We start from the raw sequence: 13,471 nt of genomic DNA on the forward strand, positions 1-13,471 counted from the left end.
CTTACGGGCCCGCCCCTTCGGTGTGTGCGGGGTCAGTCGGTGGCGATGGTGAACACGTGCAGGTCGCTGTCGGCGGGAAGCTCGACGCTCTTCACCGCCTTGCCCTCCGGCGCGGTGAACGGCTTGGTGGCGAAGACGTAGGTGGCGACCGGGTCCTTGTCGGCGCCCGCGACATTGCGGTACGCGGTCTTGGCGACGACCTCGTTGCCGTACTGGACGGTGCCGCCGCCTCCGCCGACGGTCCAGTCGGTGAAGGAGAGGTCGGCGGTCGTGGTGCTGCCGTCGGTGTAGGTGACGGTGGCCTTGGCCTGCTGGTTGCCGTTGACGGCGCTGCCGACGAACGCCAACCGGGTCACGCCGTCCTTGAGTTGGATGGTCTGTCCGGCGCCGGTGGCGTTGTCCGGGCGGCCCGCGGGCGAGTCGGGCCAGGTGAAGGCGAGGCCGTTGGTGGCGTACTGCTTACCCGGGGTGAGTCCGGCCGCCGCGAGGGCCTGGCGGGAGTAGGACCAGCCGCCGCCGTCGTAGTCGGCCTCGTCGTGGTCGCCCTGGTCGTCGGAGACGCCGGTGTTGTCGTAGGCGGCGAGCAGGGTGCCGGGGGCGGCGACCGTGAGGGCCACGGGCTGTTCGTAGGAGGTGTCGCCGGAGGTCACGGTGACCTTGGCGGTGTAGAAGCCCTGGTCGGCGTCCTCGGCGGCGGCCAGGGTGATCTCCTGGGAGCCGCCGGTGACGGTGCCCTCGGCGGGCGTGGCCGTGACTCCGGCCGGGGTCTCGACCCGGTAGTGGACCTCGGGGCCGGTGCCGCCGCTGAGGGACAGCGCGCGGATGCCGATCTTCGTGCTGTCACCGGGTGCGAGGGTGGCCGTGGTGGGGCCGACACCGATCTGGTACGGCTGCTCGCCCTGCCGGAAGGACGGCGGCGGATTGTGGGCGCCCCAGGCGCGGTTGGCGGTGGTGCCGAGGGTGTAGTCGAGCCGGCCGCCGTCCCGGACGAAGGAGGCAGGGAGCCAAGGCCGGTCACTGGAGCGGCCGTCGACCTTCAGGGACTGGACGTAGGGGGCGTCGGCCGCCGCTCCGGTGGCGCGCACGGAGATGTCGTTGCCGTGCGGGCGGTTGATCTCGATCCGCGCGAACAGCGGGGAGGCGAGGACGAGTTCGGCCCGCGAGGGGACCTGGGGGTACATGCCCATCGCGGAGAAGACGTACCAGGCGGACATCGCGCCGAGGTCGTCGTTGCCGGGGATGCCGCCGGGGGTGGGGGTCCAGAGCTGGCGCATCGCGGCGCGGACGGTCTCCTGCGCCTTGTAGGGGGCGCCCGCGTAGTCGTAGAGGTACGGGACGTTGATCGAGGGCTCGTTGTCCAGCTCGGACTTGGCGCCGCCGTTGCCGGTCAGGGCCCACTTGCCGTCGGCGGTGTGGAAGAAGTCGTCCAGACGGGCCAGCGCCTTGTCGGTGCCGCCGAGTGCGGCGAACAGTCCGGCGGGGTTGTGCTGGACCATCCAGGTGTACTGGGCGGCCGAGCCCTCCACGAAGCCGTTGCCGGTGTCGGGGGTGAAGCCGGTGACCCAGCTGCCGTCGGCCTTGCGGTTGGCGATGTAGCCGCCGGTGGAGTCGGCCGCGATGTTGAAGTTGTTCTGCCACCACTGGGCGCGGTCGGCGAAGGTCCTGGCGGTGCTCTTCCGCCCGGCCGCCGTGGCGAGTTGGGAGAGGGAGAAGTCGGCGGTGGACATCTCCAGGGTCTCGGCGGCGCCGCCCCAGGCGTTGGAGACGCTGGGCATGTAGTGCAGCTTCAGATACTTGTCGAGGGAGGGACGCTGGCCGACCGACAACACCGGCTTGCCGGAGGCGGACAGGTCCTGCTCGGTGGGTACGGTGGCCGCCTTGACGAGGGACTTCAGGGCGCCCTCGAGGTCGAAGTCCGTGCCGCCGAAGGCGTGGATACCGGCGAGCGCGGTGGGTGCGGGGTCGCCGTTCATGACGTGGGTGCCGCTCGCGCCGTGCAGCCAGCGGTCCCAGACGCCGCCGTTCTGCTCGCTGAGTTCGTAGAGCGACTGGGCGATGTCGGAGCCGGTGTGCGGGTCGAGCAGGGTGAGCAGCTGGACCTGGTCGCGGTAGACGTCCCAGCCGGAGAAGGTGCCGTACTGGGCGCGGTGGCCGCGGGCGGTGCGGTGGACCGTGCCGTCGCTGCCCCGGTAGCGGCCGTCGGCGTCGCTGATGACGTTGGGGTGCAGCAGGGCGTGGTAGAGCGCGGTGTAGAAGGTGGTGCGCTCGTCGTCGGTGCCGCCGCCGGTCCTGATGGCGCCCAATCGCTCGCGCCAGGCCGCGCGGGCGGCGTTCTGCACGGCGTCGAAGGAGCGGTGACCGCCGTTCTCCGCGCGGAGGTTGGCCTCGGCGGCTGCCGTGCTGACGTAGGAGATGCCGACCTTGACGTTCACCGGTCCGGCGCCGGGTGCGAACTCGACGTATCCTCCGGCGCCCTTGCCCGCGACGGGCCTGCCGCCGTGGGAGAAGCCGCCGGTGCCGCCGGAGGCGCTGGTGGAGCCGGGGGTGAGTGTGTCGTCCTGCCAGGTGCCGGTGGTCTTGAAGGCGCGGTCGAAGTGGGCGGTGAAGTAGAGGGTGTAGTAGGAGCGTTGGCCCTCGGGGTCGAGGTAGCCGCAGAAGTTCCCGGAGGTGACGGAGCCCGAGATCGTGTGGCTTTCGGGGTCGATGCTGACCGTCGAATCCTCCGAGCCCACCTCGGAGTTGGCGGTGCGCACCAGCAGCGAGGCGGGCTTGTCGGCGGGGTAGGTGAAGCGGGCCGCGCCGGTGCGGGCGGTCGCGGTGAGGTCGGCGGTGACGCCGGAGGCGAGACCGAGCTTGTAGTGGCCGGGCTCGGCGGTCTCGTCGGTGTGGGTGAAGTCCGAGGCGTAGACGGCGTCCTTGGTGTCGCTCGCCGGGGAGGAGGTGACCTCGCCCGCGTACGGGAAGAACGGGATGTCGCCGCTGCCGCCCGCACAGCCGGTGCCGGACATGTGGGTCAGGCTGAAGCCTCTGACCCGGGTGGCGTCGTAGTGGTAGCCGCCGGGCGCGGCGGTGCGGGTGGCGTCGCCTCTGGTGTTCTCCGGGCTCCAGGAGAACATGCCGAAGGGCACGACGGCACCGGGGAAGGTGTCGCCGCCGTTGCTGGTGCCGATCAGCGGATCGACGTACGGGGTCGGGTCCTTGACCAGGGCGGGTGGTGCGTGGGTCGCCGCGAGGGCGGGGGTGGCGCCGCCGACCGCGAGCGCGGCGGCGAGCAGCAGGGACATCGGACGGAAACGCATGACGCGGCCCTTCCTCCTTGCGGACGGGTCGCGCCCCACGGGTCGCACAAGCCGCAGGGACAGTAACGTGCGCCGCCCGCCCCACGGAAGACCGCCCGCACCGGCTGGTCCGGTTCCCTCAACTGGGTTGACATCGTTGTCCGTTGAAGCGGTAAAGTCAGGTACGGACCCACTAGACAACGTTGTCGCCGCCCCACCCGGCGAGGCCCCCGCCTCTCCCCCACAAGCCGCACCACCCCGCAAGGCCAGCACCATCCGGACGGGCACCACCCCCTCGCCCACCCGGCTCGCGGACCCGGTGGACCGTTCTCCACCGGGTCCGCCCAGAGAGCTGCCGAGCATGGCTGCCGACGGTCCCGGACCGCGAGGTGCGGGGCACCGTGCGGCGCGCGTGACGGCTCAGGGGCGCAGCAGTCCGGTCAGTTCGCGGCGGCTGTGTACGCCGGTCTTCGCGAAGACGCTGGTGAACCGGTCCTGCACGGTCCACGGGGAGATCATCAGTTCCGCGGCCGTCTGCGCGGTGGAGCGTCCGGCGAGCATCTTCTCGACCACCTCGGTCTCCCCGGCCGACAGCCCGAAGCGGGCGCGCCAGGTCTCCGGTGTCAGCGGGGCCGCGACGGGTTCCAGGATCAGCGCGATCCGCCGGGCACCGCCGTCCGCGGTGGTCGCGCCCGCGTGCAGCGAGAACCAGCGGCCCGCCCTTGTCCGCACCCGGGCGGTGACGGGAGCGGACGCCGCTGCGGAGGCCCGGGCGAGGACGGCCATCATGAGGGCGACGTCCGGGGTCTCGGCCCGCCGTTCGTCCGGGTCGCGCAGTTCGGCCAGCACCTCGTCGGCCCGGGGTGTCGACTCCACGACGCGGTCGGTGTCGTCGAGCAGCGCCAGCACGGGGCCCGGCACGTCGTGGGCGAGCCCCGGTGAGCCGAGGGCGGCGTCGCGGATGCCCGCGGCCAGCAGCGGCGTGGCTGCGGCGACCACGCCGACCTCGTCCGGGTCGAAGGCGGGCCGGTCCTCCCGGCGGAACAGGTGGAGGAATCCCCAGACCCGGCCGTCGCTCCGCGCGACGGCCCGGATCTCGTCGCCGAGGCCGAGCGGGGCGAGCAGTTCCCGGTGGCGCGCGCTGCGGTCGAGCCGGCCGCCGGTCACCGCCGACAGGGCACCGGCCGGGTCCGGGCTGTCCGCCAGGGCGCGCAGCTTCAGGAAGTCGCGCTGGCCGAGTTCGTTGAAGTGCAGCAGGGCGGCGCCGGACCGGTCGAGGTTGCCGGTCGCGTAGGTGGTCGCGAGCAGCGACTCCGGGTCGGTCTCGGCGAAGCAGTACGCGTCGGCGCCGACCGCCGAGGCGATCCGGTCCGCGGACTCGTGCCGGAACGCGGACGAGCCCAGCCCCTGTCCCGCCAGTTTCCGAAGGCCCCGGTGGAGCCGGGAAGCGTTCATGATGCACCCGCCCTGACATGCGGCCGATTTCCCCAGCTTACTGGGTGTTCCGGGTACGCGGGTGAAACCTACGCTGATCGCGATTCCCTTTTCCCGATGCTCCGGTCCGTGAATCCGGTCCGTGAATTCGTATCCGACCCGTGAAAGCGAGGAGAAATGAAGATTCCCCACTATTCGCTGTACGTGAATGGCGAATGGACCGACTGCGCGGATCATGACACGATCACCGACCCCGCCACCGGCGAGCCGGTGGCGACCGTCGCGCGGGGCACCACCGAGCACGTCGACCGGGCGGTCGCCTCGGCCGCCGCCGCGCACGCGGACGGTTCCTGGCGCCGGACACCGCCCGCGCGACGCGCCCGGATCATCCGCACGGTCGCGGACGCGCTGGAGCGCCGTCAGGAGGAACTGGCCGTCCTCCAGTCGCGGGAGAACGGCGCGACGATCCGCACCAGCCGCGTTCTGCACCTCGGTCTGAGCATCGCGCACCTACGGTATTTCGCGGACCTGGCCGAGTCGTACCCCTTCGAAATACCCGGCCCCGACATGCATCCGTTCCGGAGCACCGGAATTCTGCGCCGGGAACCCCTCGGTGTGGTCGCGGCGATCGTGCCCTTCAATCTTCCGCTGACCGTGACCGCGCTGAAGGTCGGCCCCGCGCTCGCGGCCGGGAACACCGTGGTCCTCAAGCCCGACGAGCACACCCCGCTGCTGGCCCTGGAACTGGCCCGGGAGTTCGAGGCGGCGGGCCTGCCGCGCGGGGTGCTGCACGTGGTCACGGGGGACGGCGTACCGGTGGGCGCGCATCTCAGCGGGCACCCGGGCGTCCGCAAGGCCGCCTTCACCGGCTCCACCGAGGTGGGCAAGGAGATCCTGCGGCAGAGCGCCGACACGGTACGGCGGGTGACGCTGGAGCTGGGCGGCAAGGGCCCGAACATCGTCCTGCCGGACGCCGACTTCGACCTCGCGGTGGACGGCGCCCTGTACGCGGTCATGGCCAACAACGGGCAGGCGTGCGAGGCGGGCAGCAGGCTCCTGGTGCCGCGCGAGCGGGAGGCCGCCTTCGTGACCGCGCTCGCCGCCCGCGCGGGCTCCCTGCGCGTGGGCGACCCGCTCGACGCGGCGACCGATCTCGGCCCCGTGATCACGAGGGAGCAGCGGGACGGCATCCTGGCCCGCGTCGAGGAGGCCCGTGCCGACGGCGCGGCCGTCGTCTGCGGCGGGGGCGTGCCCAAGGGGGAGCGGTTCGAGACGGGGAACTGGATCGAGCCGACCGTCGTCGCCGGTGTCGCCGGTGACTCCCGCATCGCCCGCGAGGAGGTGTTCGGACCGGTCCTGACGGTCCTCCCCTACGACACGGTCGAGGACGCGGTCGCGCTCGCCAACGACACCGCGTACGGGCTGTCGGCAGGGGTGTGGGGCCGGGACGAGGAGCGGGCGCTCGACGTCGCGCGGCGGATCGACGCCGGGATGGTGTTCGTCAACGACTGGCACGTGACGCCGACGGCCTACCCGTTCGGCGGGATGAAACAGAGCGGTCTGGGACGCGAGGGCGGCCCGGGCGCCCTCGACGCCTACACCGAGTCCAAGTTCATCAGCGTCGACCGGTCCGGCGGCCTGGCGGACCACGCCGCCTTCGCGATGGTGCTGGGCTCATGACCGGGGCCGCGAGCAGGAGGGCGCGGGAGTACGACCACATCGTGGTGGGCGCCGGTTCCGCCGGGTGTGTCGTCGCCGCCCGTCTGCTGTGCCGCACCGACGGCCGCGTCCTGGTCCTGGAGGCGGGCGGGGAGCGCGACGACGCCCCGAGCCTGACCTGCCCGCGCCGGTGGGTGGAGAACTTCGGCTCGGCCTTCGACTGGAACTACCGGTACGCCCCGAACCCGCACACGGGCAACCGCACGCTGCCGCTGGCCCGGGGGAAGGTCGTCGGAGGCTCCGGTGCCGTCAACGCGCTGGTGTGGGCCCGTGGCCGGGCGGCGGACTACGACGGCTGGGCGGCGGCCGGGAACCCCGGCTGGGACTACGCCTCGGTCCTGCCGTACTTCACCGGGTCCGAGGACTGGGAGGACGGGCCGAGCGCCCACCGGGGCGCGGGCGGACCCCTCCGGGTGGAGCGGGCCAGGGACCTGCACCCCGTCGCGGACGCCCTGATCGAGAGCTGTCTGTCCTACGGCATGCCGTACCTGGACGACATCAACGTCCCCGAGCCCGTCGGCGCGGGGCCGGTCAGCATGAACGTCCGCGACGGGCGGCGCTGGAACTCCTGGCACGGCCATCTCCGGCCGCTGCTCGGCCATCCCCGGCTCACCGTGCTCACCCGGGCGACCGTCCGGCGGCTGACCTTCGCCGGAAACCGTTGCACGGGCGTGGAGTTTGCGCGGGAGGGCCGGGTGCACCGGGCCCGTGCCACCGGCGAGGTCGTGCTGTCGGCCGGTGCGGTCGACAGTCCCCGGCTGCTCATGCTGTCCGGGATCGGACCCGCCGACGAGCTGGCCCGGCTCGGCATCGCGCCGGTGGCCGACCTGCCCGGCGTGGGACGAAACCTCCAGGAGCACCCGCTGCTCGCGGGGCTGTGCTTCGAGACCCGGCGGGCGCTGCCGCCCCCGGACAACAACCTGGAGGGCAGCATCGCCTTCTGGCCCAGCGGTCCGGGCCGGGCGGTCCCCGACCTGATGTTCGTGTCCATCCAACTGCCGTACGTGTCACGGGAGATCGGCGCGACATCCCCGCCCCCGCCGTTCGCCTTCTCGGTGCTGCCGGGGCTGATGCGGGTCGAGAGCCGCGGCCATCTGCGGCTGCTGTCGGCCGAGCCCGGTGGCCCGCTGGAGATCCAGCCGAACCTGCTCACCGAACGGGCCGATGTGGACGCCCTGTCGGCGGCCGTGGAACTGGGCCTCGACCTCGCGGACCAGCCCGCCCACCGCGCACTCGTCCGGCGCCGGATCGCCCCGGCGGGCCCCCTGGACGGGCGGCGGATCAGGGCGTTCCTGCGGGACGCGTGCCTCCCCTACCAGCACACGGCCGGTACCTGCGCGATGGGCAGCGGGCCGGAGGCCGTGGTCGACGCCCGCCTCCGCGTCCACGGCATCACGGGCCTGCGGGTCGCCGACGCCTCGATCATGCCGACCATCACCTCGGCCAACACCAACGCACCGTCGGTGATGATCGGCGAGGCGGCTGCCCGGTTCCTCACCAGGGGTCACTCACAGGTGCCGCTGCCGCTGTAGCAGGGCGCATGACGTGTCGTCGACGTGGGCACCGGCACCGGGTGGCTCCGGTCGTAGTCATGCTGAACCCGCGCGAGCAGCGCCCCCACCGCCAGCGCCACGATCACCTGCGAGGCGACGGTCCAGGGCGCCCGGGAGAGCAGCGCGAGTACGGCGCAGACGGTCACGACGACGGCCGCGTTCCGCAGCCACGCGATCTCCGCGAGCGCGGCGGCGTCGATCTCCGACCGCTCCCCTTGTGCACCCCAGGACCGCAGGCCGTACCCGAGGACGGCTCCCCAGATCACCAGCGCCTCCACCGCGAGGAGCAGCAGGGCGACGGAGACGTCCGCGAACGTGGGGGTCCTGCGGGACCAGGGCCGTCTCCGGCGCGGCGGGGAGACGGAGCCGGGGACGGGGGGCGACGGTGTCATGCGCCTACCGTGCCGGTCCGGGCGTGGGGCCGCATGAGTACGCCTACTCAGTGCGCCCCAGCGCGCCCCAGTGGCGACGGCACGGCCGCCGCGCATGACGAAGGGCCGCACCCCCGAGGGGATGCGGCCCAACCGCGTTTCCGGACCGCTTACTTGGCGATCAGGTTGCGCAGCACGTACTGCATGATGCCGCCGTTGCGGTAGTAGTCGGCCTCACCCGGGGTGTCGATGCGGACGACCGCGTCGAACTCCACGCCGGTGTCGGTGGTGACCTTGACCGTGCGCGGGGTGGTGCCGTTGTTCAGCTCCTCGACGCCGGTGAAGGAGAAGGTCTCCTCGCCGGTCAGGCCGAGGGAGGCCGCGGTGGCGCCCTCCGGGAACTGGAGCGGGAGGACGCCCATGCCGATGAGGTTCGAGCGGTGGATGCGCTCGTAGGACTCGGCGATGACGGCCTTGACGCCGAGGAGCGCGGTGCCCTTGGCGGCCCAGTCACGGGACGAACCGGAGCCGTACTCCTTGCCCGCGAGCACGACCAGCGGGATGCCCTGGTCGATGTAGTTGCGCGAGGCGTCGTAGATGAAGGAGACCGGCGCGCCCTCGACGGTGAAGTCGCGCGTGTAGCCGCCCTCGGTGCCCGGCGCGATCTGGTTGCGCAGGCGGATGTTGGCGAAGGTGCCGCGGATCATGACCTCGTGGTTGCCACGGCGCGAGCCGTAGGAGTTGAAGTCACGACGCTCCACACCGTGCTCGGTGAGGTACTTGCCCGCCGGGGTGTCGGCCTTGATCGCACCGGCCGGGGAGATGTGGTCGGTGGTGACCGAGTCGCCCAGCTTGGCGAGCACGCGGGCGCCGGTGATGTCGGAGACCGGGGCCGGCTCCATCTCCATGCCCTCGAAGTACGGGGGCTTGCGGACGTAGGTCGACTCCGCGTCCCACTCGAAGGTGTTGCCGGTCGGGATCGACAGGGCCTGCCACTGGGCGTCGCCCGCGAAGACGTCCTCGTAGGACTTGGCGAACATGTCCTCGCCGATGGCGTTCGCCACGACCTCGTTGACCTCGGCCTCGGAGGGCCAGATGTCCTTGAGGAAGACCGGCTTGCCGTCCTGGTCGGTGCCGAGGGCGTCCTTGGTGATGTCCACCTTCATGGAGCCCGCGATGGCGTACGCGACCACCAGCGGCGGGGAGGCCAGGTAGTTCATCTTGACGTCGGGGTTGATCCGGCCCTCGAAGTTGCGGTTGCCCGAGAGGACCGAGGTGACCGCGAGGTCGTGGTCGTTGACCGCCTTGGAGACCTCCTCCGGCAGCGGGCCGGAGTTGCCGATGCAGGTGGTGCAGCCGTAACCGACCAGGTTGAAGCCGACCTTGTCGAGGTAGGGGGTCAGGCCCGCCTTCTCGAAGTAGTCGGTGACGACCTTGGAGCCCGGGGCGAGGGTGGTCTTGACCCACGGCTTGCGGGTCAGGCCCTTCTCCACGGCCTTCTTGGCGACGAGCGCCGCGGCGACCATGACGTACGGGTTGGAGGTGTTGGTGCAGGAGGTGATGGCCGCGACCGTCACCGCACCGTGGTCCAGCTCGTAGGTGGTGCCGTCGGGGGCGGTCACGGTGACCGGGTTGGACGGGGTGCCGTTGGGGGCGACGGCCGGGGAGTCGGAGGCCGGGAAGGACTCCTTGCCCGCCTCGTCCACGACGTCCACGTAGTTGAGGACGTCCGACTTGAACTGCTCGGCGGCGTTCGCCAGGACGATGCGGTCCTGCGGGCGCTTCGGTCCCGCGATGGAGGGGACGACCGTGGAGAGGTCCAGCTCCAGCTTCTCGGAGAAGTCGGGCTCGGCCTTCGGGTCCAGCCAGAGGCCCTGCTCCTTGGCGTACGCCTCGACGAGCGCGACCTGCTGCTCGGAGCGGCCGGTGAGCTTGAGGTAGTTCAGGGTCTCGTCGTCGATCGGGAAGATCGCGGCGGTGGAGCCGAACTCCGGCGACATGTTGCCGATGGTGGCGCGGTTGGCCAGGGAGGTGGCGGCCACACCCTCGCCGTAGAACTCGACGAACTTGCCGACCACACCGTGCTGGCGCAGCATCTCGGTGATGGTGAGCACCAGGTCGGTGGCGGTGGTGCCGGGGGTCAGCTCACCGGTGAGCTTGAAGCCGACGACGCGCGGGATCAGCATGGAGACCGGCTGGCCGAGCATGGCGGCCTCGGCCTCGATGCCGCCGACGCCCCAGCCGAGCACGCCGAGGCCGTTGACCATGGTGGTGTGCGAGTCGGTGCCGACCAGGGTGTCCGGGTACGCCTTGCCGTCACGGACCATGACGACGCGGGCCAGGTGCTCGATGTTCACCTGGTGGACGATGCCGGTGCCCGGCGGGACGACCTTGAAGTCGTCGAACGCGGTCTGGCCCCAGCGCAGGAACTGGTAGCGCTCCTTGTTGCGGCCGTACTCCAGGTCGACGTTCTGCTTGAACGCGTCGTTGGTGCCGAACTTGTCGGCGATGACGGAGTGGTCGATGACCATCTCGGCCGGGGAGAGCGGGTTGATCTTCGCCGGGTCACCGCCGAGCGCCGCGACGGCCTCACGCATGGTCGCGAGGTCCACGACACAGGGGACGCCGGTGAAGTCCTGCATGATCACGCGGGCCGGCGTGAACTGGATCTCCTGGCTGGGCTGAGCCTGCGAGTCCCAGCCGCCGAGGGCACGGATGTGGTCGGCGGTGATGTTCGCGCCGTCCTCCGTGCGGAGCAGGTTCTCCAGCAGGACCTTCAGGCTGTACGGCAGGCGGGCCGAGCCCTCGACCTTGTCCAGCCGGAAGATCTCGTACGACTCGTCGCCCACCTGCAGCGTGCTGCGGGCGTCGAAGCTGTTCGCCGACACGACAGTCTCCTTCATTGATGTGCGCGTTCCACCGCATCCTGCCGCCACGCCGGTCTGGCCAATCCGCTAAGGTAAGGCTAAGTTAGGTAACCCTTACCGGTACGGCTGCTGCGGTGCGCCTCGGCAGATATCTCGATGTCGAGATAACTCTAGTACATGGGGGCTGGCTGGTCATGCCCGGGCGGCGGGGTGGGCTTGGTCACGCGGGCGCCGACGCATGACAGGCTCATGCCCCATGAGCGACGACTTCGTGAAAGACCACCTGCACAGCCGCCTCCGGGACGTCCGCGAGACGATGCTCTGGAAGCTCGACGGCCTCGGCGAGTACGACGTCCGCCGCCCCCTGACCTCGACGGCCACCAACCTCCTCGGCCTGGTCAAGCATCTGGCGCTGCTGGAGTCCGCCTATTTCGGCATGGTCTTCGACCGGCCGTTCCCCGAGCCGCTGCCCCGGTGGGACGACGCCGAACAGCGCGGCGCCGACCTGTGGGCGACCGAGCACGAGACGCGCGACGAGATCGTCGGCCGTTACCACCGCGCCTGGGAGCACGCGGACACCACGATCACCGCCCTCCCCCTCGACGCCCCCGGCCACGTGCCCTGGTGGCCCCAGCCCGACGTGACGCTGTTCACCGTCCTGGTCCACATGCTCGTCGAGACGACCCGGCACGCCGGACACGCCGACATCCTGCGCGAACAACTCGACGGGTCGACAGGCATCCGCGCCAGGAACGCCGCCGCACAGCCCGACGCGGCCTCCCGGGAAGCCCAGTGGGCACGCGTGGAGCGAGCCGCGAAGGCGGCGGTGGCCGAGCGCGATCGCGCGGGTTCTGGCGACTCCATGCGTTAAGGCCTGAGCGGGGGTTGGGGGGCGACGTGTGGATACCGGCCGGGGCCTGGAGCTGGGATCGGAGCCGGAGCCGGAGCTGGGGCTGGGGCCGGGGTCGGGGTCGGGGCTGGGGCCGGGGTCGGGGTCGGGGTCGGAAAACGGCCGTACCGCATACGTCCGCGGCGGCACACTGACCCCACGCCCCGCCCTCCTCTGGAAGCTCGACGGGCTCTCGGAGTACGACGTCCGGCGCCCGCTCACACCGACCGGAACCAACCTCCTGGGGCTGGTGAAGCACGCGGCCGGGGTGGAGCTGGGGTACCTCGGGGACACCTTCGGGCGGCCGTCGGGTGAACCGCTGCCCTGGCTCGACGGGGGCGCGGAGCCGAACGCGGACATGTGGGCGCCCGCCGACGAGTCACGCGCGCACCTCGTGGACCTCTACCGCAGGGCGTGGGCGCACGCGGACGCCACGATCGACGCGCTGCCGCTGGACACGGTCGGCAGGGTGCCGTGGTGGCCGGACGGGAAGGACGAGGTGACGCTGCATCACGCCGTCATCCGCGTGACGGCCGACGCCCACCGCCACGCCGGGCACACCGACATCCTCCGGGAACGGGATGAACCAGGGCAACACCAGCCTGCCGCCGGGCGACGCGGAGTGGTGGGCGGCGTACCGGGACCGGCTGGAGGGGGTGGCCCGGGAGGCGACAGACCGGGAGAAGTGACGCCGCACCCGGCCCGCACACGGCAACTCCCCTGAACACCGCCACCCGGGTGAATCCCCTCGCCCGGCCCCCGCGCCCGGTGCAACCATCCCCCGATGAGCCCCTTCTCGCACCACCCACCCGCCCACACCCCCGAACCCCGGCGCGCGGAGCCCGGGGCGTGGCCGGGGTTCGAGAAGGCGCTCGCGGCCGTGAACCAGGACCTCGCGGCCACACTGCCGGACCATCCGCCGCTGGTCCTGACGGTCGACCCGGCCCACGGGTCGGACGAGCCGGACCGCCTCTACGTGGCACTCCCGGACGGCCGCCGGCAGGGCAACCCCGTACACCCCCAGGACACGACGACCAACTCCGCCGAACCGGAGCCGACGGACCCCGCAACCCTGCTCACCCTCGTCGCCGAGGCCGCGCAGGAGACGGTGATGGAGCTGTCCTGGCAGGTGTGGCCGGTGTGTCCGGCGCACAAGTTGGGGACGCACGTACGGTCCGACGCGGAGGCGGTCACTTGGTGGTGCCCGGGAGGTACGGAGACCGGCGGCCACCACGCCTCCCAGGTGGGCGAATTGTCCGGAACGTTGCCCGGCAAGTAGAGGCGAGCGCTTCGCCGGAGGGAGCGAACGAAGCAAAAGGGGGCAAAGAGGCAACGGAAATGAAGGTGCGGGTCAGACGCA

At 71.7% G+C, this 13,471-nt stretch carries 8 protein-coding genes and 1 pseudogene; 5 read left to right on the forward strand and 4 right to left on the reverse strand.

Annotation, left to right across the window (positions count from 1 at the left end; genetic code table 11):
* Positions 1 to 32: 32 nt before the first annotated feature.
* The gene (locus tag B079_RS0117910) at positions 33 to 3,299 is read right to left on the reverse strand and encodes a GH92 family glycosyl hydrolase (RefSeq protein WP_026248820.1); all 3,267 of its coding nucleotides are present in this window, start codon (positions 3,297 to 3,299) and stop codon (positions 33 to 35) included.
* 399 nt (positions 3,300 to 3,698) lie between these two features.
* Positions 3,699 to 4,733 (reverse strand): helix-turn-helix transcriptional regulator, encoded by a 1,035-nt coding sequence (locus tag B079_RS0117915; RefSeq protein WP_018547220.1) that lies wholly within the window; start codon positions 4,731 to 4,733, stop codon positions 3,699 to 3,701.
* Positions 4,734 to 4,889: 156 nt separating this feature from the next.
* On the opposite strand from B079_RS0117915, the gene B079_RS0117920 reads away from it, so the two are divergent.
* Both B079_RS0117920 and B079_RS0117925 read left to right on the forward strand, forming a co-directional pair.
* Positions 4,890 to 6,392: an aldehyde dehydrogenase family protein gene (locus B079_RS0117920; protein WP_018547221.1), complete on the forward strand. Its 1,503-nt coding sequence runs from the start codon at positions 4,890 to 4,892 to the stop codon at positions 6,390 to 6,392.
* Positions 6,389 to 7,963 (forward strand): GMC family oxidoreductase, encoded by a 1,575-nt coding sequence (locus B079_RS0117925; protein WP_018547222.1) that lies wholly within the window; start codon positions 6,389 to 6,391, stop codon positions 7,961 to 7,963. Before B079_RS0117920 ends, B079_RS0117925 begins: the two co-directional genes overlap by 4 nt.
* Here the strand turns inward: B079_RS0117925 and B079_RS32255 are convergent.
* Positions 7,936 to 8,376 carry a DUF6234 family protein gene (locus B079_RS32255; protein ID WP_018547223.1) on the reverse strand — a complete coding sequence of 147 codons (441 nt, stop codon included), beginning with the start codon at positions 8,374 to 8,376 and terminating at the stop codon, positions 7,936 to 7,938. The two genes, B079_RS0117925 and B079_RS32255, sit on opposite strands and share 28 nt — an antisense overlap.
* Positions 8,377 to 8,525: 149 nt before the next feature.
* Positions 8,526 to 11,243 (reverse strand): aconitate hydratase AcnA, encoded by a 2,718-nt coding sequence (gene acnA / locus B079_RS0117935; RefSeq protein WP_026248821.1) that lies wholly within the window; start codon positions 11,241 to 11,243, stop codon positions 8,526 to 8,528.
* Between the two features lie 235 nt (positions 11,244 to 11,478).
* Between acnA and B079_RS0117940 the strand changes: the two genes are divergently transcribed.
* From B079_RS0117940 to B079_RS32265, 3 genes and pseudogenes are all read left to right on the forward strand, one after another.
* Complete coding sequence (locus B079_RS0117940) at positions 11,479 to 12,093, forward strand: DinB family protein (protein ID WP_018547225.1); 615 nt, start codon at positions 11,479 to 11,481, stop codon at positions 12,091 to 12,093.
* 169 nt (positions 12,094 to 12,262) lie between these two features.
* Positions 12,263 to 12,800, forward strand: a pseudogene (locus B079_RS32260) (DinB family protein).
* A gap of 95 nt (positions 12,801 to 12,895) precedes the next feature.
* Positions 12,896 to 13,390, forward strand: a complete 495-nt coding sequence (locus B079_RS32265) for a hypothetical protein (protein WP_018547226.1) — start codon at positions 12,896 to 12,898, stop codon at positions 13,388 to 13,390.
* Positions 13,391 to 13,471: the final 81 nt, after the last annotated feature.

The sequence above is a fragment of the Streptomyces sp. LaPpAH-108 genome (genome assembly GCF_000373625.1).
Lineage (GTDB): Bacteria > Actinomycetota > Actinomycetes > Streptomycetales > Streptomycetaceae > Streptomyces.

What these genes read in the sequence shown, in the direction of transcription:
- B079_RS0117910 (WP_026248820.1), bottom strand. Translation starts at nt 3,299, where the DNA reads ATGCGTTTCCGTCCGATGTCCCTGCTGCTCGCCGCCGCGCTCGCGGTC.
- B079_RS0117915 (WP_018547220.1), bottom strand. Translation starts at nt 4,733, where the DNA reads ATGAACGCTTCCCGGCTCCACCGGGGCCTTCGGAAACTGGCGGGACAG.
- B079_RS0117920 (WP_018547221.1), top strand. Translation starts at nt 4,890, where the DNA reads ATGAAGATTCCCCACTATTCGCTGTACGTGAATGGCGAATGGACCGAC.
- B079_RS0117925 (WP_018547222.1), top strand. Translation starts at nt 6,389, where the DNA reads ATGACCGGGGCCGCGAGCAGGAGGGCGCGGGAGTACGACCACATCGTG.
- B079_RS32255 (WP_018547223.1), bottom strand. Translation starts at nt 8,376, where the DNA reads ATGACACCGTCGCCCCCCGTCCCCGGCTCCGTCTCCCCGCCGCGCCGG.
- B079_RS0117940 (WP_018547225.1), top strand. Translation starts at nt 11,479, where the DNA reads ATGAGCGACGACTTCGTGAAAGACCACCTGCACAGCCGCCTCCGGGAC.
- B079_RS32265 (WP_018547226.1), top strand. Translation starts at nt 12,896, where the DNA reads ATGAGCCCCTTCTCGCACCACCCACCCGCCCACACCCCCGAACCCCGG.